This is a genomic window from Pontibacter sp. T17 (assembly GCF_057219875.1).
On sequence record NZ_JBXVVW010000001.1, the window covers coordinates 932,190 to 958,383 of the forward strand.

The 26,194-nt window shown below is 59.4% G+C and carries 19 protein-coding genes; 11 read left to right on the top strand and 8 right to left on the bottom strand.

What is annotated here, in order from left to right; genetic code table 11:
- Nucleotides 1-50 precede the first annotated feature (50 nt).
- Nucleotides 51-1,160, bottom strand: coding sequence for a DNA replication/repair protein RecF (recF, locus tag AC2D8O_RS04305; RefSeq protein WP_484677561.1), 1,110 nt, complete (start codon nucleotides 1,158-1,160; stop codon nucleotides 51-53).
- Between the two features lie 73 nt (nucleotides 1,161-1,233).
- Between recF and pdhA the strand changes: the two genes are divergently transcribed.
- Together pdhA and AC2D8O_RS04315 are read left to right on the top strand one after the other, a co-directional pair.
- Nucleotides 1,234-2,325: a pyruvate dehydrogenase (acetyl-transferring) E1 component subunit alpha gene (pdhA, locus tag AC2D8O_RS04310; protein ID WP_484677562.1), complete on the top strand. Its 1,092-nt coding sequence runs from the start codon at nucleotides 1,234-1,236 to the stop codon at nucleotides 2,323-2,325.
- A gap of 261 nt (nucleotides 2,326-2,586) precedes the next feature.
- Complete coding sequence (locus AC2D8O_RS04315; RefSeq protein WP_484677563.1) at nucleotides 2,587-3,312, top strand: hypothetical protein; 726 nt, start codon at nucleotides 2,587-2,589, stop codon at nucleotides 3,310-3,312.
- Between the two features lie 66 nt (nucleotides 3,313-3,378).
- On the opposite strand, the gene gmd is transcribed toward AC2D8O_RS04315, so the two are convergent.
- On the bottom strand, nucleotides 3,379-4,401 hold the full coding sequence (gene gmd / locus AC2D8O_RS04320; protein ID WP_484677564.1) for a GDP-mannose 4,6-dehydratase: 1,023 nt from the start codon (nucleotides 4,399-4,401) through the stop codon (nucleotides 3,379-3,381).
- Nucleotides 4,402-4,456: 55 nt separating this feature from the next.
- On the bottom strand, nucleotides 4,457-4,966 hold the full coding sequence (locus tag AC2D8O_RS04325; protein ID WP_484677565.1) for an acyl-CoA carboxylase biotin carboxyl carrier protein subunit: 510 nt from the start codon (nucleotides 4,964-4,966) through the stop codon (nucleotides 4,457-4,459).
- 80 nt (nucleotides 4,967-5,046) lie between these two features.
- Between AC2D8O_RS04325 and AC2D8O_RS04330 the strand changes: the two genes are divergently transcribed.
- Nucleotides 5,047-7,668 carry a M1 family metallopeptidase gene (locus tag AC2D8O_RS04330; protein WP_484677566.1) on the top strand — a complete coding sequence of 874 codons (2,622 nt, stop codon included), beginning with the start codon at nucleotides 5,047-5,049 and terminating at the stop codon, nucleotides 7,666-7,668.
- Nucleotides 7,669-7,680: 12 nt separating this feature from the next.
- Nucleotides 7,681-8,292: an RlmE family RNA methyltransferase gene (locus tag AC2D8O_RS04335; protein ID WP_484677567.1), complete on the top strand. Its 612-nt coding sequence runs from the start codon at nucleotides 7,681-7,683 to the stop codon at nucleotides 8,290-8,292.
- Between the two features lie 87 nt (nucleotides 8,293-8,379).
- Here AC2D8O_RS04335 and AC2D8O_RS04340 read toward each other — a convergent pair whose 3' ends face one another.
- Nucleotides 8,380-8,622 (bottom strand): hypothetical protein, encoded by a 243-nt coding sequence (locus AC2D8O_RS04340; RefSeq protein ID WP_484677568.1) that lies wholly within the window; start codon nucleotides 8,620-8,622, stop codon nucleotides 8,380-8,382.
- Between the two features lie 271 nt (nucleotides 8,623-8,893).
- Between AC2D8O_RS04340 and AC2D8O_RS04345 the strand changes: the two genes are divergently transcribed.
- On the top strand, nucleotides 8,894-9,337 hold the full coding sequence (locus tag AC2D8O_RS04345) for a BlaI/MecI/CopY family transcriptional regulator (RefSeq protein WP_484677569.1): 444 nt from the start codon (nucleotides 8,894-8,896) through the stop codon (nucleotides 9,335-9,337).
- Nucleotides 9,309-11,441 (top strand): M56 family metallopeptidase, encoded by a 2,133-nt coding sequence (locus AC2D8O_RS04350; RefSeq protein ID WP_484677570.1) that lies wholly within the window; start codon nucleotides 9,309-9,311, stop codon nucleotides 11,439-11,441. The genes AC2D8O_RS04345 and AC2D8O_RS04350 overlap by 29 nt, the downstream gene beginning before the upstream one ends.
- A gap of 158 nt (nucleotides 11,442-11,599) precedes the next feature.
- Here AC2D8O_RS04350 and AC2D8O_RS04355 read toward each other — a convergent pair whose 3' ends face one another.
- Genes AC2D8O_RS04355 through AC2D8O_RS04365 form a run of 3 tightly spaced genes read right to left on the bottom strand, consistent with a single transcriptional unit; the run spans nucleotide 11,600 to nucleotide 16,928 of the window.
- On the bottom strand, nucleotides 11,600-12,562 hold the full coding sequence (locus tag AC2D8O_RS04355) for a PP2C family protein-serine/threonine phosphatase (RefSeq protein ID WP_484677571.1): 963 nt from the start codon (nucleotides 12,560-12,562) through the stop codon (nucleotides 11,600-11,602).
- Between the two features lie 19 nt (nucleotides 12,563-12,581).
- Complete coding sequence (locus AC2D8O_RS04360; RefSeq protein WP_484677572.1) at nucleotides 12,582-14,309, bottom strand: ATP-binding protein; 1,728 nt, start codon at nucleotides 14,307-14,309, stop codon at nucleotides 12,582-12,584.
- Between the two features lie 39 nt (nucleotides 14,310-14,348).
- Complete coding sequence (locus AC2D8O_RS04365; RefSeq protein WP_484677573.1) at nucleotides 14,349-16,928, bottom strand: PAS domain-containing protein; 2,580 nt, start codon at nucleotides 16,926-16,928, stop codon at nucleotides 14,349-14,351.
- A 467-nt stretch (nucleotides 16,929-17,395) separates the two neighbouring features.
- Between AC2D8O_RS04365 and AC2D8O_RS04370 the strand changes: the two genes are divergently transcribed.
- The 5 genes from AC2D8O_RS04370 (at nucleotide 17,396) to AC2D8O_RS04390 (ending at nucleotide 25,117) form a co-directional block, all read left to right on the top strand.
- Nucleotides 17,396-20,962, top strand: coding sequence for a two-component regulator propeller domain-containing protein (locus AC2D8O_RS04370; RefSeq protein ID WP_484677574.1), 3,567 nt, complete (start codon nucleotides 17,396-17,398; stop codon nucleotides 20,960-20,962).
- A 136-nt stretch (nucleotides 20,963-21,098) separates the two neighbouring features.
- Nucleotides 21,099-22,220 carry a glycine cleavage system aminomethyltransferase GcvT gene (gene gcvT / locus AC2D8O_RS04375; RefSeq protein WP_484677575.1) on the top strand — a complete coding sequence of 374 codons (1,122 nt, stop codon included), beginning with the start codon at nucleotides 21,099-21,101 and terminating at the stop codon, nucleotides 22,218-22,220.
- Nucleotides 22,202-22,951, top strand: coding sequence for a 2-phosphosulfolactate phosphatase (locus AC2D8O_RS04380; protein WP_484677576.1), 750 nt, complete (start codon nucleotides 22,202-22,204; stop codon nucleotides 22,949-22,951). Before gcvT ends, AC2D8O_RS04380 begins: the two co-directional genes overlap by 19 nt.
- Before the next feature lie 30 nt (nucleotides 22,952-22,981).
- Nucleotides 22,982-24,163, top strand: coding sequence for a class I SAM-dependent rRNA methyltransferase (locus AC2D8O_RS04385; protein WP_484677577.1), 1,182 nt, complete (start codon nucleotides 22,982-22,984; stop codon nucleotides 24,161-24,163).
- A 3-nt stretch (nucleotides 24,164-24,166) separates the two neighbouring features.
- On the top strand, nucleotides 24,167-25,117 hold the full coding sequence (locus AC2D8O_RS04390; RefSeq protein WP_484677578.1) for a lysophospholipid acyltransferase family protein: 951 nt from the start codon (nucleotides 24,167-24,169) through the stop codon (nucleotides 25,115-25,117).
- Here AC2D8O_RS04390 and mutY read toward each other — a convergent pair.
- Nucleotides 25,092-26,147 (bottom strand): A/G-specific adenine glycosylase, encoded by a 1,056-nt coding sequence (gene mutY, locus AC2D8O_RS04395; RefSeq protein ID WP_484677579.1) that lies wholly within the window; start codon nucleotides 26,145-26,147, stop codon nucleotides 25,092-25,094. The genes AC2D8O_RS04390 and mutY overlap by 26 nt on opposite strands.
- Between the last annotated feature and the right edge of the window lie 47 nt (nucleotides 26,148-26,194).

Here is a 26,194-nt window from a genome sequence, read left to right on the forward strand (position 1 = left end):
GCTTCGGGCGTTTCCGTTTTATAGCAGGGCCTTCGGGCCCTGCTCTGTTTTCAGGCGGGGTCCAGTTCGGTCACGGCCCAGCGCACGGCATGGGGGGTCAGTGCCTGCCGCAGGCGTTCGGCGCTTGTGTCGCTCAGAAACTTTTGCCCAGGCACCTGTGTGCACAGCAGCTCGAAGATGCGGGCTGCCCGGTGGGCGTCCAGCCGGTCAAACACGTCATCGAACAGCAGCATCGGTGCTTTGCCGGTTTGCTGGTGCAGATAGGCATGCTGGGCCAGCTTCAGGGCTATCACAAACGATTTCTGCTGACCCTGGCTGCCACGCCCTTTAACAGGCTGCTCATTCAGGGTCAGCAGCAGGTCGTCGCGGTGGGTGCCCCAGGTAGTACGGCCAGCACTGCGGTCGGCGCGGCTGGCCTGTTGCAGCCCGGCCAGCCAGCCGTCCAGGCTGATATCGCGTACACCGGTTTCATACTGGACACCTGGCACTTCGCGTCCTTCGGCTATCTGATGATAGCTCTGTGTAAAGTAGGGCTGGAAGGCTGCCAGAAATTGGTGCCGCCGTTCGGCTATTACCACGCCGGCTTCGGCCAGTGGCAGGTCCCACAGCAGCAGTTCGTCTTGAGAAACGGGCAAAGCGTCAGGCTCGGCTCCACGGGCCAGCAGGGCATTGCGCTGCTCCAGTGCCCGCTCATAGCGTATCAGCGCCTGTAGATACTGTGCATCGCACTGCGACAGCAGCATGTCCAGCCAGCGGCGGCGTGTGCTGCCACTTTCTCGTATCAGCTCTACGTCGTCGGGCAGCAGGGCCACTACCGGTATGCGCCCCAGGTGGTCCGACAGACGGGGTAGGGCACTGCCGTTTACCAGCAGGCGTTTCCCCTTGCCTTCCAGGTAGGTGCATTGCAGCTGTACGGGCACGCCACCCTCTTCTAACTGGGCCTCAATAAAAAAATAGTTGCAGCCTTGCTGCACAGCATCACGGTCTGCGGTGCGGCTCGTACGGAAGCCGCGCGTCATCGCCAGATAGTGCAGCGCCTCCAGCAGGTTGGTTTTGCCTATGCCGTTGCGCCCGGCAAAAGCATGCACGTCGGGGGCCAGTTCGGCATGAAATGCCGTATGGTTCCGAAACTGGTTTGCTGTAAGGGTTTGGAATATCAACGCGTATGCCGAATTTTATGGCCCGTTCGTGTGGGTACCCGCCCGAACGGTTCTGCAAACTTACCATTACTGAATGGCAACCACCCGCACTGCAACTCCGGCAAAGTCGGCACCCAAGGCCAAAGCCCCGGCCCATCAGTCGCCCGACGACGCCATCAAGGCCGCGACCCGCGGCGTGAAGCCCAACTACAGCAAGGAGCAACTCCTCAAGTGGTACGAGCAGATGCTGCTCATGCGTCGCTTCGAGGAAAAGGCCGCACAGCTGTATGGCCAGCAGAAAATCAAAGGCTTCTGCCACCTGTACATTGGTCAGGAGGCAGTTGGCGCTGGCATCGAAAGCGCCATTCGCCCTGACGACTACGTCATCACTGCCTACCGCGACCATGGCCAGGCACTTGTCCGCGGCATGTCGCCCGAGTCGGTCATGGCCGAGCTCTATGGCAAAATCGGCGGCTGCTCCAAAGGCAAAGGCGGCTCCATGCACATGTTCAGCAAGGAGCACAACTTCCTCGGCGGCCACGGCATCGTAGGCCAGCAGATTGCCCTTGGCGCTGGTATTGCCTTCGCAGCCAAGTACATGGACACCGACAACGTCTGTATCGCCATGTTCGGCGACGGCGCAGCCCGTCAGGGTGTACTGCACGAAGCCTATAACCTCGCCATGATGTGGAAGCTGCCCGCTGTCTTCATCTGCGAGAACAACTTCTACGCAATGGGCACCGCTGTTACCCGCAGCTCCAACGTTACCGATATCTCCAAGCTTGGTCTGGCATACGACATGCCCAGCTACCGCGTCAATGGCATGAACGTGTTTGAGGTACACGAGGCCGTGAAAGAAGCTGTCGAGCGTTGCCGCAAAGGTGATGGCCCGGTGTTCCTCGAAATCCTAACTTATCGCTTCCGTGGCCACTCTATGTCGGACCCTGCCAAGTACCGCACCAAGGACGAGCTGGAAGAGTTCAAGGAGCAGGATCCCGTGCTGCACCTTCAGCACCACCTTCTCTCCAAGAAGGTCGCTACCGACAAAGACCTCGATGCCATCGAAGAGCGCATCATGAAGCAGGTGGCTGCCGCTGTCGAGTTCAGTGAGAACTCTCCGCTGCCAGATCCTTCCGAGATGTTCCGCGACGTCTACGTTGGCGACTACCCCTACGTCGTCGAGTAAGCCTCCGCACGCTGAAATGTTCAGACAGCCCGGTTCTGCCGGGCTGTTTCTTTTTTACATGAATCGGCCGTAAACATGTGCTCAAAAGTGGGTGCAGTGACTTTTAGTAGGTGGATACATGCAAAAACTGCCTTGCGTAGTGGTAATATGCCAGACCATGGCAGTTGGTGTATATCCCAGCATTGGGTTTCTAGGTTCATTTTTGGCCTTTTTAACACCTCCTATGACCACCTTTTACAGCGCAACCCTGTAGTTTGCATCATGCGTATTCTACTTATCATCACGGGTTTGCTGTTTGGGCTTGTGGCTTGTCAGCCCAAAGAACCAGTTGACGCGCAACAAACGACTGGGGATAGCGCTCAGGTGGAGTCCGACATTCCCGAGGCAGATGGGTACACTACCCGTTTGGCAATCGATGGCTATGAAATATCCGGGGCCCCGGATAACAGGGTGACGGTGAAGTCGCCCGCGGGCTGGGTTACTACCTGGCAGCATACCAAAGGGGAGTCCTCTTTCTTCGAGCTTGAACGGGTACGTAACCAGCCTTATCTCTTCATTCGTGTCTGTGCTGACAACTGTGAGACCATGAATGGCTGGGCAGTTGTAGACAGTGTAAAAGGCACGCTGATTGCACAATCGGCCGACTTCCAGCAGGACAACGTGGCCAGCTGCGAGGGCGTGTCGCCCGACCGCAAGTTTGTCCTCATCGACGATGGCACTTCTGTTAGCCGCTCCTGGCAGATATTTGATGCCACTGGGAAAATGGTTTTTGCCTGCGGCAACTACGATAGCAACCAGCAGGAGAAAGGTGGCCTGCCCGCTGGCTGGCAGCCCGATGGCGCGCTCATCTACTATCAGTTTCCCGACGAGCAGCCCAAAGACCTGCCGGCCTCCGACGATCCCCAGTATCGCTATATAGCTATGTACCAATGGAAAGACGGTAAAAGCACCTTCACTGGAAAGTATTTCCTGGTCTACACCGAATAGGCCCTGCATCTCCGAAAGTAGAAGGGGAGCCAGTGGCTCCCCTTTGTATTCTGCGGCGGTGTGGGCTCAGCGGCTGCCAGTGCCCTTCAGGTCGTGTTCCATCATGATGGCAATCAGGCCATCAAGGTCAATCTTGGGTTCCCAGCCCAGGTTCTGTTTGGCTTTGGCGGCGTTGCCCACCAGCAGGTCAACTTCGGCAGGGCGGAAGTAGCGGGGGTCTATCGCGAAGATGACTTTGCCCGTTTTCCGGTCAATGCCCTTTTCGTCCACGCCTGTTCCCTGCCATTCTATATCGGCCCCGATGTGCTTGGCCGCTCGGGTGGCGAACTCGCGCACGGTGTAAGTCTTGCCGGTTGCAATCACGTAGTCTTCAGGGGTGTCCTGTTGCAGCATCAACCACATGGCTTCCACATACTCCTTGGCATATCCCCAGTCGCGCTGGGCATCCAGATTCCCCAGTCGTATGGGTGTATCTTTTTTGCCGTGGGCTATCTCGGCCAACGCGCTGGTAATCTTGCGCGTAACAAAGGTCATTCCCCGACGCTCGCTTTCGTGGTTGAACAGGATACCGTTGCAGGCATACAGGCCATAGGCTTCCCGGAAGTTCTTCACGATCCAGAACCCGTAAATCTTGGCTACTGCGTAGGGACTGCGGGGGTAGAAGGGTGTGTTCTCGTCCTGCGGTACGGCCTGCACTTTACCGTACAGTTCGCTGGTGCTGGCTTGGTAAAACCGCGCTTCAGGGCAGTGGTTTTTCATGGCGTCCAGCAGGCGCAGGGTACCCACGGCATCCACCTGTGCGGTGTATTCCGGCACTTCAAAGCTAACCTGTACGTGGCTCTGGGCAGCCAGATTGTAAATCTCATCGGGCTTGATCTGGGCCAACAGCTTGTTCAGGTTGGCGCTGTCGGTCACATCGCCGTGGTGCAGGTGCATCTTCGGATGCGAGAAAACATGGTCGATGCGGTCTGTGTTGAACAGGCTGGCCCGGCGAATGATGCCGTGCACTTCGTAGCCTTTCTCCAGCAGCAGCTCGGCCAGGAACGACCCGTCCTGCCCTGTAATGCCCGTAATGAATGCGGTTTTCATGCGAAGCCTCAAAGGTACGCAACTCCCGGCGTCTTGGCAGTAATCAGCTTTAGCCTCAGGCAAACTTCACCAGCACGGCGCCCTTTTCCACGGCAGCGCCTTCGGTGGTGCCCAGGCCCGCTATGGTAGCATCGGCGGCGGCTTTCAGGATGTTCTCCATCTTCATGGCTTCCAGCGTCACCAGCGGGTCGCCCTTTTTGATGGCCTGCCCCGGGGTTACGTGCAGCTTGCGTACCAGCCCCGGCATGGGTGCCCGCAGGTCGGCAGCAGCACGATTGGCGCGCTTATCCAGGCCTATCAGGCTTTTGTAACGGGCCGCAGGATCGGTCAGGGTAACTTCGCAGCGCTTGCCATTGATGCTCAGGCGCAGCTTCAGGCCTGTTTCGTCCACGCCCAGCAGCACAACATCATACTGTTGGCCGTCGGCACTTACGGTAAACTGATGTGTGCCATCGCGTTCCAACGCAGCCACCAGCGCTTTGCCATCCAGTTCCACCTGTCCATCAGTCAGGGTAACGTCATACTGCGCGGCGCGGCCAGCGCTCTCTACACGAATGTTTGCCATTGTGCTGCAAGATACAAACCAGCGGGGCCAAATTCTGTAACTTGCCCACTGCCGTTTTTGATATCTAGTACTTCTAGCGCATGTTCAGTAAACGTTTTCTCTTGGCAGGCTTTCTCCTGCTGACGTCTCTCGCCGGATACGCCCGGCAGGAAGAGGCTGGCGACAGCGATACCACCACCGAATCGGAATCCGAAAAGGCTGCAGCCGAGGCGGCCATGCGCGAGGCCCTGGCGGCCGTTGCCGATTCCACTCCTGCTTGGCTGCCCAAGAAGGGCCCTTTCCGTCCTTCCAAAACCATGATCAACCAGCTCCTGCATACTAAACTGCAGGTCCGGTTCGATTTCGCACGGCGGGAAATGCCCGGTAAGGCTAACATCACCCTCCGGCCCTATTTCTACCCCACCGACAGCCTCACGCTCGATGCCAAGTATATGCGCATCAATCGCGTGGCGCTCGTCACCAAGGCTGGCTTGAAGGACCTCAAGTTCACCTACGCCGACAGCACCCAACTGCTCATCACCCTCGATCGCGTCTACAACCGCACCGAGAAGTACGAGATCTTCATAGACTATGTAGCCCGTCCCCAGGCTGGTAAACATGGCGGGTCAGAGGCCATCACCGACGATCAGGGCCTCTATTTCATCAACCACGACCTCAAGCGCCCCGGCGTGCCCCGTCAGATCTGGACCCAGGGCGAAACCGAGAGCACCAGCCGCTGGGCTCCCACCATTGAGGCTACCAATCAGCGCTGCACCAGCGAGATCCTCATGACCGTGCCCGATACCATGACCACTCTCAGCAATGGGGCGCTCGTGGCTTCAGTCAAGAATGGTGACCGCACCCGCACCGACCACTGGTCCATGACCCTGCCCCACGCGCCTTATCTCTTCATGATGGGCGCGGGCAACTTCCGCATCACCCGCGACACCTGGCGCGGCAAAGAGGTGTCCTACTACACCGAGCCCCAATACCAGCGGTACGCTCGTCTCATTTTTGGCAATACGCCCGAAATGCTCGAGTTCTTCAGCAAGCGCCTGGGCGTGGCCTACCCCTGGAACAAGTATGCTCAAATGGTGGCCCGCGATTTCGTCTCTGGCGCCATGGAAAACACCACCGCCACCATCCATTTCGACCAGCTCCAGCACGACAGTCGTGCCCACCTCGACGAAACCCACGAGGACTACATTTCGCACGAGCTCTTCCACCAGTGGTTCGGCGACTATGTAACCACCGAAAGCTGGGCCAACCTGCCCCTCAACGAGAGCTTTGCCACCTATGGCGAATACCTCTGGCGCGAGTACAAGTATGGTGTCGAATCGGCTGATGAACACCTCCAGGAGGACATCAACATGTATTGGGGTGAAAGCGAAACCAAGCGCGAGCCCCTCATTCGCTATTACTACGATGACAAGGAGAACATGTTCGACCGTCACACCTACCAGAAAGGTGGCCGTATCCTCCACATGCTCCGCCGCGTCATCGGCGACGACGCCTTCTTCGAGGGTCTGAAGCAATATCTCTCAAAGCATGCTTACAGCGCGGTGGAAGTAGCCGAGCTCCGCATGGCGTTTGAAGACGTTTCTGGCCGCGACCTCATGTGGTTCTTTGACCAGTGGTTCATGCGCCTGGGCCATCCCGAACTCAGTATTGAATACGGTTACGATGCCAAGACCAACAAAGTGGGTCTCCGTATCGAACAGACGCAGGACCTTCGCTACATGCCCGTCTACCGCCTGCCTGTGCAGATCATGGTGGCCTATCCCGGGGGCCGTGTAGCCTACATCAACACCGAGGTGTCTACGCTTGACACCATCATCCGCTTCTCGGTAGATGAAAAACCGCTTTTCGTTGATTTTGACCCCGAAAAGCTGCTCGTAGCTCAGGTAACCGAAGAGAAACCCTTGGAATACTGGGTTGCCCAAGCTACTCAGGGCAAGCACTACGGCCAGAAGTACAAGGCCTTGCACTACCTCGCAGAGAACAATGCCGACGAAACTGGCGTTAAAGCGCTGCTCACCGCCAGCCGCGACTCTTTCTGGGGTGTTCGCCGTGAGGCTATGGGTCTGCTGCTGCCGATGGAACCTACTGCCGAGGTTTTTGACCGTGCCGTCGAACTCGTCAGCAAAGAGCCCCATGCACCTGTGCGCACACTGGCAGCACGCTTCCTCAATCGCGTAGCCACCGGCGAAATCGAAGGGTTTACCGCTGACGCTGCCAAGCTTGAAGCCGCCCTCACCCGTGCCGCCAACGACAGCAGCTATGCTACGGCTGCCGTGGGCCTGCGGGCACTCTACGGCCTCAACAAGACTGCTGGCCTCAATGCCGTGAAAGCCAACATGAATGTGCAGTCACCTGCCATTCGCGAGGCCGTCAGTGGTATCCTGCTGAAAGAGCGTGCCCCTGAGGCGTTTGACTATACCTTGGCGACCCTGCGGGGCATGTCAGGCGGCACACTCGAGCGCTTCAACCTCCTACAGACGTTCGGTGCCTATCTGGCCCAGAACGAAGGTGAGGAACAGCGCAAAGGGTTGGCTTACCTCATGGAAGTGGCCAAGAAGGGCGACCACTGGGTAGCCCGCATCGGTGCTGTTCGTGGCCTCGTCAACTTTGCCTCGCTACCCGAGGTCAAGGCCCTGTTTGAAGACCTCAAGCAGACCGAGCCCAACGAGGAACTGCGTTCGCTCTACAACCGCCAGCTCTGAGACTGAACAGGCGTGGCATATCAACCCAACGACCATTACGCCCGTAAGGCGAAGAAGGAAAACTTCGCAGCACGCTCTGTATACAAGCTGCAGGAGATCGACGATAAGTACGGTCTCCTGCGCAAGGGCGACATGGTGATTGACCTAGGTGCGTCGCCCGGCTCCTGGAGCCAGTATGCCTCCCAGACCATCGGCCCTAGCGGCCGTCTGCTGGGCATAGATCTTACCGAGATTCTCCTCAATCTCCCCAATGCCACCTTCGTGCAGCAGGACATCTTCACGGCCAACTGGCCCCAGCTGCTGGAGCAGGCAGGAATGAAGGCTCCCGTGGACCTCGTCATTTCCGACATGGCGCCCAAAACCACCGGCGTGAAGATTACCGACCAGGCGCGCAGCTACGAACTCTGCCAAATGGCATTGGAGGTAGCTAAAAAGCTGCTTCGCCCAGGTGGCGGGTTTGTGGCCAAGTTCTTCGATGGGCCCGACTTTCAGGCCTTCCGCGCCGAGTTGCAGGCCGAGTTCCGCAGCGTCAAGTTCCTGCGGCCCCAAAGCACCCGCAAGGAAAGCAAAGAGCTCTTCTTCATTGCCCAGGGCTTCAAGGGCGGTGCCACTGTCAACGAATAACCTGTATCTGCTGTGTAAAGTAAAACGGACGGTTATATATCGTCCGTTTGTTTTATGCGTCACCCTTTATGGGTAGTGTGTAGCTTTTTATGCGCATTGCGACTCGTCGTTCTCCTCCGGCCCGCTGAAGAGAAGCTCTACGGCTTGCCACATGTCGGGCACAGCCGTCAGCACAATGCGGCCTTCCGCATCTATGCGTGCCTCAAACTCACTGTCGGGGCTCAGCTGTGCTTTCCGCAGCAGGTCATATGGAAGGTAGAAGACGCAAGCATCGTCCTGGTATTTCACGCAGATGCGCATGTTGTTGTCTATTGAGAAGGCAGGCAGCATATCGAACGGAGACCTGAGTTTTACTCTGAATGTCTCTTCCCAAACTGGGAAGCAAAAACTGTGCTAGACTTTTCTCGCCTACGGGAAAAACTTACTTTCTCTTCCGCAGTTCCCGCAAATACGGTAGACGCCTCAGTCTGAGCTATCACCAAATGGTTATTAATCGTCCTTAACACTTTATACGAAAGATTTCGTAGAAAAAACTTGCAACCTACGATGGTTGTCGTACATCTTTGAACTACGAACTCACTCGTACATTAGCTCTCGCTGTATGGAACGATTCACCGACCTCCCCCAACCTTCTGAAGGCGAGCTGGAAATCCTCCAGGTCCTTTGGGAGCGTGGCCCTTCCAGCGTACGCGATGTATACGAGGCACTTGCCCTCAAGCGCGAACTCGTATATACCACCACGCTCAAGCAGATGCAGATTATGACGGAGAAAGGCCTACTCCGACGTACCCTGCAGGGAAAGGCACACATTTATGAAGCCAGCACCCAGCGCGACGACACTCAGCGCCAGTTGCTTCAGGGCTTCATCCAAACAGCCTTCCGGGGCTCCGCTACCGACATGGTGCTTCAGGCACTCGGTGGTTACACCCCGTCGTCGGCCGAACTGCAGAAAATCCGGCAGTACCTCGACACCATCGACTCCGCCTCACTCACTCACACCCAACATCCTAATTCCGATGAATCCGCTGACACAACTGCTCTTTGACAGCGCTACCACCCTTGGGGTGGTGCTGCTCCACAGCCTGTGGCAGATAACCCTCCTCGCTGGGCTGTACTACGTGCTTACCTCGCTGCGCCCTGCCCTCTCGCCGCAGCGCCGCCACCGTATCGGCATGTTTTTGCTTCTGGCCATCCCTGCTGCCGCTTTTACAACCTGGGTGCTCTACAGTGCCCCCACGGCTGTTGCGCCGGTTGCAGTAGCCGAGGCCGACCTCCTCGAGGTCTACCGCATCACAGTAGAAGCTCCTAATGCAACACTATTGGAGCGCCTTCAGGCGCAGCTGCCCCTGCTCTCCCTCGCATGGCTCGTCGGCGTGGTTGTCTTGTTGACGCGTACGATACTGGGCCTCCGCGAGACGCAGCGCCTCAAGCGTTCGGCCGAGCCCCTGCCCCTCCACATCTCAGACCGTCTGGCTGCACTGGCCCAGAAAGCCAGCCTGAAGCATCTACCCAGAGTGTACGCCAGCACCGAGGTTACCCTGCCCACCGTGGTTGGTCTTCTCAAGCCTGTGATCCTGCTGCCACTCGGCATCTGGGCGGGCCTCAGTCCAGACCAGCTCGATGCAGTGCTGCTTCACGAAATGGCGCACATTCGCCGCGGAGATGCCTGGGCCAACCTGGCCCAGCGTATTGTGGAGGCGCTCTTCTTCTATCATCCCCTCGTGTGGTGGCTCTCCGCTCAGATCCGCGAAGAGCGCGAGTTCTGCTGCGACGACAGTGCCCTGCTATTTGCCGCCGACCGCATGCAGTATGCCCGCACCCTCTTGCAGGTAGCTGAACAGAGTCAGGGAGTACCTGCCCATGCACTCGCCTTCATTCCCCGTCGCGAGAAGCTGCTGGGCCGTGTGCAGCGCCTCTTCAATGCAAATAAGCCCCAGGACCGCATTCTGCCTATCAGCCGCGGGCTGGTGCTTACCATGGTAGGTGCGCTGGTGTTGGCGGGCTTTGTAACCCTCAAAGCCCAGACTACCCCCATCGAGCCTCCTTCGCCAGCAACGCCAATCCTGGTAGACACCGAGGAAGCTACCGCAGCCGCACTTACCCTGCCGGAAGACGATGCAATTGCCGATAACCTCCCGGATCGCGATGTCTTTGCGGCCCGTCAGGACGCCCACACACAGAATCAGCTGCCCAGTCTTCAGGGCTGGACCGTCCAGTGGGACCCTGAGTTCTGGGCGCTGCTTGACACCAACCGCCGCAAGAAGATGACCGATGCCGAGCTCAATGCCAGGCTGAAAGAGGATATGGAGCGCTTCAACCGCGAAATGTCCATCCTCAGCGAAGAGCTCAGCCGTATCTCTCAGCAACAGGTGGAAGCAGCGATGGATCAGGCCCGGCGGGCGCTCCGAGAGGCCGAGCGCCCGCAGGACGCCGACTGGGAAGCGGCGGAGCGCGAAGCACTGGAAGAAGCCCGCGAAGCCCTTCGCATTGCCACCGAAGCACAGCGCGAAGCCCTGGAAGAAGCCCGTCGCGAACTTCGTGATATGCAACGCGAAGGCCGTGACGCCACCGCCCCCCGCGAGAAGGGTCGCAAGCAGGACCGTGATCAGCGCTACCAGGAGGCTGAGAGCCGCCGTTTTGAGGCCGAGCGCGCACGGCGTTACACCGAAATCGAGCGCCGCAACGCTGAGTTCCACCGTGACCACGAGCGTAACATGCAGGAGTTCTCCGCACGTATGCGCGTCTATGGGGACTCCATGCGGTCCTTTGGCGTAAAAATGTCGGCCTGGGGTAAGATGATGAAAGAGAAATCAGAAGCCTTTCAGGCCAAGTTGCTCTCCAATCTGGTAGCCGATGGCATTATCAAGGAAGGCGAGAAGCCCAGTATCTCCATCAGCAGTGCGCGTACCATTGTGAATGGGAAAGCCATCCCCGACAATCTTCAGGAGAAGTATCGCCAGATGTACCAGGAGTTTCGCAAGGACATGGGCATGGAAGACGACAACGGCAAGACAGAGTTCCGCTTCAACTTTGATGAGGACTCGCCGGAGCCCCCTACGCCCCCAGCTGCCGTGTCGCCTCGTGCACCCCGCAGTACCCCAAAACCTCCGGTGCCACCAAGGGCCAGTACACCCCGCCGCTGGGACTGACTTCATCCCATCTACAGGTGGATTTAGCTTTGGACGAACAGCCCCGCAATTGATGGGGCTGTTTTCATTTACTCCGAAAACAAAAAGCTCCGGACCCTTTCGAGCCCGGAACCCACTCTCGGAGAGACACTCTCCACACTCATCTTCGCAGCTGCGCCTCAGCGTAGCGGATGATAACCCTCTCCACCGTAGCGAAGGGCCATCACAAGTATGTCATCGGTCTGCGACAGGGCAGTGCCACGCCAGTAGTCCAGAAAGGCTTTCAGGGTAGTCGTCTGCTCGGCCAGGGTCGGCAGGGTAGCTATTATCTGCATTTGTTCCATCAGGCGGCATTTCAGCATTGGGCGCAGGCCCTGCTGGGTGCAGCCCAGTTGACTGAAATAGCCATCGGTCAGCAGATACAGTGTGTCGCCTTCCTGTAGTTGCAGCGTTTGTTCCACATAGGGTAGGGCTTCCTGCACTTCTACCCGACTGTTGAGCGGGCGGCGGGTGCCTTTCAGTTCATGCAGTTCGCCACCTGTCAGCAAAAAGCCGGTAATGCCCGCTGATGCCAGGCGCAGTTGCCCCGGTACATCCTGGCTCAGCGCCACCAGCGCCAGTTCTATGCTCTCCCGCTGTTCTTCTGGCAGCAGCGACAGGCCTTTGTAGCGGCCCAGCCACGTGTCCAGTTGTTCCAGTTCTTCAGCAAGGGTGGAGGCTTCCGCCGATGGCAGAACCTGCTCCAGCGCCATCAGGCCGTGAGTCGCCAGTTGCGCACCCGACAGCCCATGCCCGGTGGCATCGCCAATGGCCAGCACCAGCTCGCGTTCCCGGGGCCGCGCCCAGTAGAAGTCGCCTCCTACGGCATACCGTGGCTGGTAAAATACAGCGGTTTCGAAGCCATTGGGCATCTGCTGATTCAGCATGTAGGTGCTGGGGAGCAGCCGGCGCTGTTGGCGCCCCACTTCCTGCAGACTGGTGGAGAGGGGTGCCGCAAAAAAACCGCGTTCCTGCTCCTGCTGAAACGCCAGCAACAGTTGCATCTGTTCACGCAGACGCTGTAGTGCCGCCAGGCGGTCTATCGTCTCGGTCAGTTCGTGCAGGCCGGCCAGTTGGCGGTTCAGCGGCGATGGCGTTGTCATGTTTGTGTGTCCTTTCTCCTCAGGCTATGGGCAGTGTCACCGTGAAGCATGTGCTGCCCGGCTGGCTCCGCAGCAGCAGACGCCCGCCATGTTTTTCTACGATCTTTTTGCAGATGTCCAGCCCCAGGCCCGTGCCTTCGCCACGCTTCTTGGTGGTGAAGAACGGTTCGAAAATCTTCTGCTGGATGTCTTCCGGTATGCCGGGGCCGCTGTCTTCCACGCTCACCCAGGCTTCGTTGCCCACGCGCTCCAGTTTTACGGTCAGGCGGCCTTTGCCACTCATGGCTTGCAGGGCGTTCTGTATCAGGTTGGTCCACACCTGTCCCAACTGGTCAGGATAGCCCGTCAGTTGTGGTACGTCGGCAAACTGTGTCGCCAGTTCTATGTCGTACTTCAGCTGGTTGTGGTAAATGGTCAACACCGTTTCGATGCTTTCCTTCAGGTCTATGGGCGCTTCGTCGTTGGCGTCGCTCTTGTAGGCATAGCTCTTGAGGGCATACACCACTTTGCGCGTTTTGTTGGCGGCCAGGTCTATGTTTTCCACGTTCACTTTCAGCTGGCCCAGGCAGTATATGGCACTGGAAATAGCCAGCGGATCTTCGTTCTGGGTAAACAGTGGCAGCAGGCTGGCAATCTCTCCCTGAAAGCCAGCCTCCACCAGTTCGCGTGCTACGGTGTCCGGCTCGGGCACACCAGCGGTTTCCAGTTCCTGAGTGTAGGCTTTGCGCAGCTGGCGTTCCTCGCGCGAGGTCATCTGTTGCGGCTGCGCTACCAGTATGCGCTTTGTCACTTCCTGGAACAGCGCCAGCTGTTTGCCTCCCAGCAAAGCTGCCATTTGCGGCAGCTGGTCTATCAGGCGCGGCACCAGGTCCGATATCACGTTCGCTGAGCCCTTGATGGCTCCCAGCGGACTGTTCATTTCGTGGGCTACGCCGGCAACCAGTTGACCCAGTGCCCCCATTTTCTCAGACATCACCAGTTGGTCCTGTGTGTTTTGCAGGTGGTTCAGGGCGGCTTCCAGCTCTTCGGTGCGTTCGCGCACCTGTAATTCCAGGTTCTGGTTGGCCTGTACCAACTGTTCCTGCATGCGCTCCAGATCGCGTTGGGCAGCGTTCAGGGCCAGGATGTTGTCACGCAGTTCCTGTTCCTGTCGCTGTAGTTCGGCGTTCTTGCGCTGGGTTTCGGCCAGCAGTAGGGCAATGCGCAATTGGCTGCTGTAGCTGTCCAGCTGTCCGGCCAGTGCGCCGGCCAGTTCGGCCAGCCCCTCCACTTCGGCACTGGGCAGCGGCAGAAGGGTGGTGAACTCCAATACTCCCACCAACTGGTCATTGTGTGTCAGCGGTTGGATGACTATAGACTCAGCCGACAGTGTCACAAGGCTGGCCGTGCTGGTGCCACGCATGGCAGGGTCGCTCACCCGCACCACACTTCGGCCCGACTTCGCCGCCTGTCCCAGCAGGCCATGCCCCAGCTTCACCTGCTCGGGAGTTCCATTGGGCAGGGCATAGCCTCCCAACAGCTCCAAAGCTTGTGTGTCAGGGTTGTAGGTGTAGATAACACCCTGCAACATCCTGTAAGGTTCGAAATAGCCTGCAACGGCTTGGGCGGCCTGGCGGCCAAAAGCAGCGCGGTCCATACCTGCCGTCCAGCGGATGCTGTCACGGAAGCTTGGGAGCCGCAGAGCGGGCAACCGGTGCACCTGTAGTACATCGGTGGCAGGGGCGGTGGCGAGTGATGAAGCTTTCATGAGAGCTGGGGTTGATCGGTTCCCTGTCTTACCTACGGATTACTTCACCGGCTGGCCTACACGTTCGGCCAGCGCCACCTGCAATACTTTCACCACCTTGCCTTCGGCGTTCAGCACTGGCTGATAGGTGCTGTTCAGGCTCCAGCTGTGCTTCTTGCCGGCAGGGCAGAATTCCGACACCTGTACCGGCTTGCCAGTGGCCAGAGCGCTCCACAGCGTTTCTTCATCTACCTGCTCATCCGCACCGGCAATCAACTGGCCATGGTGCTTGCCAAGCAGCGCATCGGTTTTGCCGCCCATCAGTTCGGCCATGCGGGTATTCAGGGTCAGCAGCTTGCCTTCGGGGCTATATTCGGCGGTGGCCAGCAGTTGTGCCACGGCACCTTGAAGGGCTACCAGCTGATTATGCTCTTCGCGCAGCGTCTTCAGTTCTTTCTTGATTTCACGCAGTTCGAAGTGTTTGGCGTTGTAGTATTCGGCCCACTTGCGCTCGTTGGCCTCTACTATGTCCATCGCATTTTTGCGGTCGGCTGCTTCCAGCGCCAGCGAAATCATTTCAGCTACAGCGCTCATGAAAGCCTGCTCGTCGCTGGTCCACTGGCGGGCATCGCCCAGGTGCTCTGCACAGATGACACCAATCATCTTGCCCAGGCGGCGCACCGGAATATCGCACATCGAGCCGATGCCGAACTGCGCAAAATAGCCTTGGAACTCCACTACGGCCGGGTGTGTCTTCACGTCTTCACACACCAGAATCTCGCCTGTATCGATGGCGGCGAAGTAGCTCGGGAAGTCCTTGCGTGTCAGTTCCAGCCCTTGGCTGAAGGCTTCCTTCGGTGAATCGTATACTTTACGGCTGATGATGCTCTGCGCATCTTGGTTATACAGCCAGATGCCCAGCTGACCTACATTGAGGGTTTCTGCCAGCGTACGGGTTACCAGTTCCAGCGCACGGTCTACGTCGCCACCCGTCAGGTCAGAGTTTTTGGCCAGCTGTTGCAGTGCTGTCTGCTGTTTGCGGTAACGCTCTTCCCGGCTCTTCTGCTCGGTAATGTTCCGGATGGTTGAGACATAGCCACTGACATGGCCATTGGCATCCGTGATGGGGCTGTACAGTACCAGCAGCCAGTTTTCGGGCATGCCCTCTGCTGCGGGCGTGTGCATCTCGTAGCTGAACTTCTCGCCCGTAAGCGCTCGCTGGGCCAGTTGTTTCAGCTGTTCCCGCGTGTCCATCGAGTGGAACATTTCGTCGAAGTTCATCCCAATCTGCACGTCCACACCATACTTCAGCATGGCGGTGCGGTAGGCCGCATTGCAGTGCGTCAGCACCAGGTGCTGGTTCGCCGCTGCAATCATGTCTTCCGACAGGTCGATGATCGTCTGGATTTCCCGCCGCTGGTTTTCTGCAAATGCCTGTGCATGCCGAATCTGCTCCTGTGTGGCTTCGAGCTCTTCCAGGTTCTGGCGCAGTTCTTCCTGCTGGGCTTCCAGTTCTTCGTTTTTCTGCTGTATGTCGGCCTCGGCCAGCTTGTTGGCTGTGATGTTGCGCACCTGGCTCACGAACCCTGCTACTGCGCCAACGGTGTCGTAAATGGGCTTATACTGTACATGGAACCAACCTTCGGGCAGATTGTCGGTAGCATTGGTATGCAGCTCAAAGGAGAACGAGTCGCCGCCAAGCGCCTTGTGGCACATGTTCAACAGGGCCTCGTAATTCTCGTTTCCGTTGAAGATGTCGTCAAAGCTCAGGCCGGGGCGCACATCTATGCCACGCTGGCTGTAGCGGTCGGCAAAGGCTTTGTTACAGTGCGTCAGAATCAGGTTGCGGTCCATCGCCACAATCATATCCTCTGACGTATCGATGATGGTCTGGATCTGCTGGCGCTGGTTTTCGGCATGTACCTGTGCATGACGCATCTGTTCCTGCGTGGCTTCCAATTCTTCCAGGTTCTGGCGCAGCTCTTCTTCCTGGGCCAGCAGGGCCTCACTCTTTTCCTGCGCTTCCTGATACAGCCGCTGGATTTTGTCCTGCGCGCTCAGGGTACTCAGGTTGGCGGCAATGCTTTCGCTCACCGCCTGAAGCAGGCTCAGGTCTTTGGGAGTTAGTGCTTGGTAAGCCGTGATTTCCAGCACGCCCTCCAGTTGGTCATTGTACAGCAGCGGCTGTATTACCAGCGCACGCGCTTCCACTTTCGCCAGCACCGATTCGCTCACTGCATAGAAAGGCACCTGGTCGCCATAGTACTGCTGTTGGCGGCTCAGGGCTGCCTGCCCGGTCAGGCCCTCACCCAGGGCTACGGTTTGTGCCAGTGTGCTGGGGGCTGCGAAGCTGCCCGCCAGCTGCAGACGGTTCAGCCCCGGCTCGTGCCGATACAGCGTGGCCTGCATGCCGTTCACCTGGCGTACCAGTGCTTCCAGCAGACGGTCGGCCCAGTTATTCAGCGTGTCGCCAGACAGCCAGCGCATTGTCTCGGCCAGTTGCGCCATCGTAGCGTCTACAAAACGTTTGTCCTCAAGGGCAGAGCGGGTCTGCTCCAGTTCCTGTACCTGCGCTATCAGCTGCTCGCGGGTCAGTTCGGTCAATGATGCAAGAGTGGTGGAGGCGGGAGTGTTCGACATGGCGGGAGAGTGTTGTGTCATGCGTTGTCTGTTTCCGACTAAGGCAAAACTAGGCTGTCAGCTACCCCTCGGCCCCTTCGCGCGCTATACAGTTGCTACACGGTGAGTTTTACGTAGACGACGCTTCCAGCGCCAGCCTCCCAGCTCCTTCGCGAAGGCCGTTTTTGCCTGCTTTCTCTACGCGTTTGCCTGTATGTTACAGACAATACACAGCCGCCATGTTAGCCCTGCGTTAACCGGCCCCACGAGCTCATGCTGCCACATTTGGGGCATTCATGCATGCCACATTTGGGGTATACGCGCGGCTGTCAGGAGGTTACACTTTCAGGCGTTCAGTGCCCACTCTGGTTAAAACGAACGGGTAGTTGCCGGGCAGTTCATTCGCTTCTTAATACCGTCCTAAAACTGTCTTCACCGCCACGTTGCAGCCCCGTCAGAGCTTTGCTCCCAACAAACAGGCTTCTCTCATGTACCGCTCTTCCAGTCTTCGGTTGCTAACTGTGCTGCTTCTCCTGCTGGGGTTGGTAGCCACTGCTTTTGCCCAACAGAAGCCCGCGTTGGCCCCTGACAAGCGCACCGACCAGTTTCTGTCCGATGTATACACCACCGAGCGTGGCCTCCCAGGCAATGGCGTTCGGGCGGTGTTGCACGCCACCAACGGTTACCTCTGGGTAGCCACCAGCAACGGTCTGGCCCGCTTCGATGGCTACCAGTTCGTCTCCTACACCAAGCGCAACGAACCCGCACTCCGCAACAACGACCTCGCTGCGCTGTCTGAAGACGCCACTGGCAACCTCTGGATTGCTACACTGGGAGGAGGGCTTGTCCGCTACCACTATGGCCAGTTCCGCAACTATGGCACTGCACGGGGCCTGGGCAGCGAGATGGTCAACACCCTGGCTCCCCAGCAGCAGCGCCTGTGGGTAGGCACAAGCAATGGTCTGTTTGTGCTGGAAAAAGACTCCCTCTCGCAGAAAGGGGTGCCACTGGCCCTCGCCAATGCCGACATCAGCGCTTTGCTGGTTTCGCCCGATGGCTACGTGTGGGTTGGTACCAAAGGCAACGGCCTTTTTTGCCTCAAGGACGGCTTGCTCAGCGTCACGCTCAACGCAACCAATGGCCTGGGGTCGCAGTATGTGCGGGCGCTGGCATTCGCCGCCGATGGCTCACTGCTTATCGGCACTAATGGCGCCGGGCTGGTGAAGCTGGCCAAAGATGGCACCCTGCAACGCACTACTCAACGTGATGGTCTTACCAGCGACTATGTGCACGACGTGCTGCCCGATGCCGCAGGCACCCTGTGGCTGGCAACAGCTGCTGGGGTCAACCGCCTGCTGCCCACTGGCCGGGTGGAGGTCTACAATACCGAAAAGGGACTGAGCTACAATACCGTACTTTGCCTTCAGCAAGACCGCGAGGGCAGCCTCTGGATTGGCACCAGCCGCGGCGGCCTCAACCGTCTCCGCGATGGCCTCTTCACCAACTATGCCGAAGCCAACGGCCTCTCGGCCAATACCGTGCACGCCATTCTGCCGGATGCGGCTGGCAGCTATTGGGTGGCTACCGATGCTGGCGTCAACCGTCTCGTGAACGGCCAGGTAGAGCCTGCCCGTGGCCTCGAGTCTCTGAAGGGCAAGCGCGTGCGTGGCCTGTTCCGCGACAGCCAGCAGCGTCTTTGGGTCTCTACCTATGATGGTCTCTTCCGGCAGGAGCGTGGCAGTCTTCGCCGCTTCTCCACCGCCAACGGCCTGGCCTCAGACCTCAACCGCCTCGTCTACGAAGACCGCAAGGGTCGCATCTGGATCGGCACCCGCTCGGGCCTGTCCATCGTTACCACCGCCGCCGATTCTTTTGCCAACTTCAAGCGGCATACGCTGGAAGCCCTCGCCAACGGCGTCATTCACCACCTCCTCGAAGACCGGCAGGGCAACCTCTGGGTCAGTACCGACGGAAACGGAATTGTGCTGCTGCCCAATGGCAATCCTGATGCCGCCCAAAGCCTGACCCTCGCAAACGGCCTGGCTTCTGACGTTACTTATAAGTTCCACGAAGACGCCGAGGGCATCCTCTGGATTGGCAGCAACGGTGGCCTCATGGCCCGCAAAGGCGGCAAGCTCTTCACCCTTTCGGTAGACAACGGCCTCAAGTCCAACACCATTTATCAGGTGCTGCCCGACAGCAAGGGCAACTTCTGGCTCACCAGCGACATGGGTGTCATGGTGGCCCGCCGCGCCGACCTCCTCGCCGCCCTCGGCAAGCCCGATGCCCAGATTCCCCTCCGTGTCTACACCCGCGCCGACGGCCTGCGAACCAACGAATGCACCGCCAATGGCTGGGCCCTCCGCTCCGCCGATGCCCGCATGTGGATTCCTACCGTGCAGGGCCTGGCCGTCATCCCGGAAGTAACCCGTCCCGTCAGCAGCTACCTGCCGCCTGTAGTGGTGGAGGCTGCCCTCGCTGCCGAACAGCCCCTCAATACCTTTGGCGTACAGGCACTGGACGTCTCTGCCGACCAGCGCCGCACCCTTGCCCTCTCCTTCACCTGCCTCACCTTCATCGCCAGTGAAAAGGTAGAGTTTCAGTATCAGCTTGAAGGCTTCGACAACGACTGGACTACTGCACGCGCCGACCGAACCGCCATCTACACCAACCTGCCCAGTGGCGAATACATCTTCCGAGTGCGCGCCCGCACGCCCGGAGGCAACTGGCTGGAACAGCAGGCTGCTTTGCCTGTTGTTATCGCACCTCACTTCTATGAACGGATATGGTTCCTCCTTTTGGTAGGGGTGCTGCTTTTGGGCGCTGGGGTAGGGGCTTACCGTTGGCGCATTCGTGCCTATCGCGCTCGTGCCAATCACCTGGCCCGGATGGTGGAGGCCCGCACTGCTGCCCTCCGCGAGGAGAAGCAGAAACTTGACGATGCCAACCTGCTCCTTGCCGACCAGAACGACCGTATGGCCCAGACCAACGCCGAGCTCTACGATACCCTCGAGAATCTGAAGCAGACCCAGAACCAGCTGGTGCACAGCGAGAAGCTGGCTGCGCTGGGCGTGCTGCTCGCGGGTGTGGCACATGAGATCAACACGCCGTTGGCTGCCATTAACGCGGCGGCGGGCAGTCTGGGCAAGTCGCTTGGCCCCACTTTCCACCAGTTGCCCGATGTGCTGTCACAGCTGGATGCACCCACGCAGAAGCTCTTCTTCCAGATGCTCGACCGCTCGCTGTCCTTTGCCGTCACGCTCTCGTCGCGCGAGGAACGCCAGCACAGAAAAGCCGTACTCGAAACCCTCACACAGGCAGGTATCGCACAGGCCGACGACCTATCGGCCCAGCTCGTCAAAATCGGCATCTTCGAAAACCTAGATGCCTTCGTGCCTCTGCTCCGTCACCCTGCCAGTGCGGCTGCGCTGGAACTCGTGGCCGTGGCAGGCCGCATCCGTCTCAACGTCGACAATATTCAGCTGGCCGTCGCCAAAACCCAGAAAATCGTCTTCGCTCTCAAGAGCTATGCCCACCGCCAGGCCGACGACCGCCCCGTCCCTGCCGACCTCGCCGAGACCGTCGACACCGTGCTCACCATCTATCAGAACCAGCTGAAAGGTGGCGTGGATGTCGTCCGCAACTTCCCAGACACAACCCGCCCCATCCTCTGCTATGCCGACGAACTAAGTCAGGTCTGGACCAACATCATCCATAACGCCATCCAGGCCATGCAGGGCAAGGGCGAACTGCAGATTGATGTGGAGGATGCGGGCGCAGAAATGCTCGTCCGCTTTATCGACAACGGCCCAGGCATACCACCCGAGGTGTTGCCCAACATCTTCAAGGCCTTTTATACCACCAAAGCCAAAGGCGAGGGCACAGGCATGGGCCTTGACATCTGCCGCCGCATCGTAGACAAGCACCGTGGCCGCATAGAAGTCGAGAGCCGCCCCGGCCGCACGGCCTTCACTGTGCGCATCCCCACCGACCTGCCCGCCGCACCCGATGCCCGCACCAACGAACTGCCACTGCCTACTGCAATGGCCAACTAACGCTCTCCAGTCTGTTTTTTGATCCAAGTGGTTGCAACACCCGCTACGGCGGGTGTTTGCTGTGTTTGGCCCTGACCAAACGGTTTCAGCCACCGTCCGCCTTTTCCGTAACTTGCCGCCCGCAAAGCCATCATCCGTGAAACGCACCCCATTGTACGACGAGCACGTGCGCCTTGGCGCCAAAATGCTCCCCTTCGCCGGTTACGACATGCCCATCCGCTACGCGGGCGACACCCAGGAGCACCTCGCCGTTCGCGAGCGCGCTGGCCTCTTCGATGTCTCCCACATGGGAGAGTTCCTTGTTCGTGGCCCCAAAGCCCTGGCACTCATCCAGAGCCTCACCACCAACGACGTCTCCAAGGTGCCCGTTGGAAAGGCCCAATACAACACCCTCCCTAATGCGAACGGTGGTCTCATCGACGATCTCATCGTCTACCACATCGAAGAAGATCTGTACATGGTGGTCGTTAACGCCAGCAACATCGATAAGGACTGGGATTGGTTCCAGAAAGGCAATGCCTCCATCGGCGCCGACCTCACCAACATCTCTGACGATACTGGCCTGCTGGCCCTCTCCGGCCCCAACGCCCCCGCCATCCTCAAGTCCATCACCAGTGTCGACATCGACGCCATACCCTACTATGCCTTCAAGCGTGGCGTGGTAGCCGGTATCGACAACGTCCTCATTGCCACCACTGGCTACACTGGCGAGCGCACCTTCGAGCTGTACGTACACGCCAAGGACACCGCTGCCCTCTGGAATGCAATCCTCGAAGCAGGCAAGCCTCACGGCATCGAGCCCATCGGCCTTGGCGCCCGCGACACCCTGCGTCTGGAGATGGGCTATATGCTCTACGGCAACGACATCGACGACAACACCAGCCCCCTCGAGGCCGGCCTGGGCTGGGTCACCAAGCTGGACAAAGGTGCCTTCACCTCCAGCGATATCTTCGCCAAACAGAAGGCCGACGGCCTCAAGCGCAAGCTCGTAGGCTTCGTCGTTACCGAGCGCGGCGGCATTCCCCGTGGTCACTGCGCCATTCAGCTGCCCGGCGGCGAGAAGATTGGCGAAGTCACCAGCGGCACCTTCAGCCCCAGCCTCAAGCAGGGCATTGGCATGGGCTACGTACCCACTGCTTACGCCAAGGAAGGCACCGAAATCGAAATCGTCATCCGCGACAAGGGCGTTAAGGCTGTCGTGACCAAAGCCCCCTTCGTTAAAAACACCAGTCTGGCACGATGGATGGCCAAGGACTGACCTCCGCTTCCGGCAAAGTGCGGGTGTGTCTTTCGCCCGCACTGCTGCCCCATGTAGAACTGGCCGATGCCCATGTCGTCGTCATCGACGTGCTGCGTGCCACCACTTCCATGTGCGTGGCCTTTGGGCATGGCGCTTCCGAAATCGTCCCCGTCGAGCAGGTAGAGCAGTGCTACCCCTACATTGAGCAGGGGTATATTGCCGCCGCCGAGCGCAATGGCGAAACTGTTCCCGGTTTCCAGATGGGCAACTCGCCCTACAGCTTTATGGGCGACCACATGCAGGGTGCCCGTATCGTCGTCACCACCACCAACGGCACACAGGCACTTCATGCTGCCCGCAGCGCCCGCGAGGTCCTCATCGGCTCCTTCGCCAACATGTCCGTCTTGGTCGACTACCTCCTCCGCTCCGATGCCCGAAAGGTCATCATGCTCTGCGCCGGCTGGAAGAACAACGTCAACCTCGAGGACAGTGTCTTCGCAGGGGCAATGGTAGGTGCGCTCGAGTCACGTTTCGCCCCAGGCGACGACGCCTCTACCATCGCCTACATGCTTCACCGCGACGCCACCGCCAATCTCCGCGACTTCTTCCGCCGCTCCATCCACCGCGACCGCCTACTCCAGCTCGGCCTCCAGCGCGACGTCAAGTATTGCCTCCGCCAGGATACCCACCCCGTGCTGCCGGTCTTCAAGGACGGCCGTATCACCAACCGGCTGGTTCAGCCCGCCTGATTTTTCTCCTCTCCGCGCCCGCGTTTCTCTATGTCTGCTCCTGTTGTCGTTCTTAAGTCGGGCCGCGATCGCTCTGTCCGCAACCGTCACCCCTGGCTCTTCAGTGGGGGTGTGAAAGAGGCCCCCAAGGTGCCCGCCGGCACGGTGGTGGAAGTGCACACCAACGATGGCGAGCGCCTGGCACTGGGCCACTGGCAGCCCGACAGCCAGATCGTTTGCCGCCTCTTCGACTTCTCCGGCACCGCTGCTGACGCCCTCACTGCCGACTGGTGGCTGGCGCGCATGGAGCGCACTCAGCGCCTGCGCCAAGCCCTCCTCGACACTACCAGCACCACCGCCTGGCGCATGATCAACGCCGAGGGCGACGGCTTCCCCGGCCTCATCGTCGACCGCTACGGCGACCTCGCTGTCTTTCAGGCCCGCACCGCAGGCATGTCCGGCCTCGAGCCCCTGCTTGTGCAGTGGCTTCAGCAGCAGGGCATTCGCCACATTTACCGCAAGGGCGAAGACCGCGATGAGCGCGACACCCACGAACTCGGCCGCCAGAGCGCCTGGCTCCTCGGTGGGGTAGGCGAGCAGGAGTTTCAGGAGAACGGCCTCTTCTTCCGGGCATATCCCGTGGCAGGCCAGAAAACCGGCTTTTTCCTCGACCAGCGCGACGCCCGTGCACAGGTAGGCCATCTGGCCAAGGGGCGCACCTGCCTCAACGCTTTCGGCTACACGGGGGGCTTTGCTGCCTACGCCCTGCGTGGCGGTGCAGAAAAGGTAGTGTCGGTAGACATCTCGGCCCTTGCCACCGAGCAGGCACACAAGACCATGCTGCGCAACGGCCTCGCCGACCGCCACGAGGGCCTCACCGCCGACTGCTTCGAGTATCTCCGCCACATGCCCGAAGACACCTTCGACCTCATCGTCCTCGATCCCCCCGCCTTCACCAAGCACATCAGCACGGTTGACCGCGCGGCGCGTGGCTACAAGGAGATCAACCTCAAGGCATTACGCCGCATCAAGTCAGGCGGTATCCTCTTCACGTTTTCCTGCTCGCAGCACATGCCCCGCGACCTCTTCCGCAAGGTCGTGTTCGGCGCTGCCGCCGACGCCGGCCGCTCGGTGCGCCTCATCGGCCAGACGGGACACGCCCCCGACCACCCCGTTGACCTCTATCATCCTGAGGGCGAATACCTCAAAGGCCTCGTTCTTTTCGTTGACTGAGTCATGAGCAGTTCTTCGGTTCCCTTTCGCAAACGCCTCGGCTGGATGGTCAGCTACGCGGTGGCACTGCCCTTCGTCTACTTTATTGCGCTGCTGCCTTTCCCGCTGCTCTACGCTTTCTCCGATGCCATCTGCTTCCTCATCCGCGATGTCATTGGCTACCGCCGCAAGGTCGTGCGCGAAAATCTTGCCAAGAGCTTCCCACACCTTTCTGAGGCCGAGCGCGAACAGATTGCCCGCCGCTTCTACGCCTGGTTCTGCGACTTCCTCCTCGAAACGCTCAAGCTGCTGCTCATGTCGCCGGACACCCTCCGCAAGCGTGTCGAGTTTCCCGCTGCCGAGCTCTTCAACAAACTCGCCGCCGAGAAAAAACACCTCATCATCACGCTGGGCCACTATGGCAACTGGGAGTGGGGCGTATCACGCACCGCCCTCCACGGCTCGCACCCCATTGTCGGCCTGTACCGGGCCCTGCACCATCCCTACTTCGACCGGCTGCTGTTCCGCGTCCGCTCGCGTTTCGGCATGATTCCCGTCGAGGTGGCCGACACCTTCCGAACCGTCGTCCAGTACCAGAACGACCTCACCTCCTACGCCTTCGTCGCTGACCAGACCCCGCACCCCGACATCGCCTACTGGACGCCTTTCCTCAACCAGGATACCGCCATCTTCACCGGCCCCGAGAAAATTGCCCAGCGGTTCGACTTCACCGTCGTTTACTGCTCCATCAAGCGCGTCAAGCGCGGCTACTACCGCTACGACCTCGAGATTCTCGAAGCCAACCCCACCCAGACCGGCAAGGGCGACATCTGCGAAGCCTTCACCCGCCGCCTCGAGCAGGACATCATGGCCCAGCCCGAAACCTGGCTCTGGACGCACCGCCGCTGGAAGTACACCCGCCCCGAGAAGTTCTACGCCGGCCGCCCCTTCACTGCCCCTGGTCAAACAGCGTAGGGGCTCCCGCAGGCTTCCCCAGCTCCTCAAAAAGCCGCAGCACCGCCCGGCTGAAGGCATACCGCGCCACCTCGTCCCAGCCAATTGCCACATCGGCTGCATGCGGCGTGTAGGCGCTGGCCTCTACTTCGTGTAGCGTCAGTATCAGGCGCTTGTGTGTCAGCTCGTGGCGCAGGCTCAGCAGCTTGCGGCTGCTGCCGCTCACGGTCACGTCGGTCTCCGAGTTCGGCAGTTCCCACAGCCCTCGCCACAGTTTCTGGTGGGGTTCGTTGCGCTGGCGTATATAAAAGCGGTCGCCGCCCAGTCGCACCAGATAGAACACAATCTCTGTTTCCTTGCGCTCGGCCTTCCCGTCTTTCACAGGATAGTCTTCCTGCGTGTTTTGTTTCAGGGCTTTGCAGTCGGCTTGCAGGGGGCAGTCTACACACCGGGGGCGGGTAGGGGTGCACACTGTGGCGCCCAGGTCCATCACCGCCTGGTTGAACTGTGCCGCTGGCGCAGTGCCCAGCAGCCCGTCGGCCAGTGCCTGAAAGTGCTTCCGGGTCGCCGGCCGGTTGATCGGCGTGGCATCGGCGTGCAGCCGCGCCAGCACCCGGAATACATTGCCGTCCAGCACGGCCGTCTGCTCGTCAAAGCACAGGCTGGCAATCGCCCGCGACGTATAAGGCCCTATTCCGGGCAGTTCTTCCAGTTCGGCAGCCGTCTGCGGAAACTTCCCCCCAAGTTTTTCTACCACTTCCTGCGCGGCTTTGTGCAGGTTGCGGGCCCGCGAATAATACCCCAGTCCCTCCCACATTTTCAGTACATCGTCCTGCGGGGCTGCCGCCAGTTGCTCCACTGTCGGGAACCGCGAAACAAACCGCTCATAGTACCCAAGCCCCTGGGCCACACGCGTTTGTTGCAGTATGATTTCCGAGATCCACACCCGGTAGGGGTCGCGCGTCTGGCGCCACGGCAGGTCGCGCCCCGCATCGGCATACCACCGCACCAATCGCCACCCGGGCGCACCCTCTTCGCTATATGTTTTCATCTAAATAGTTGTGGGGACGGGAGTTTTGCTATTTTTGCACTCCGTTT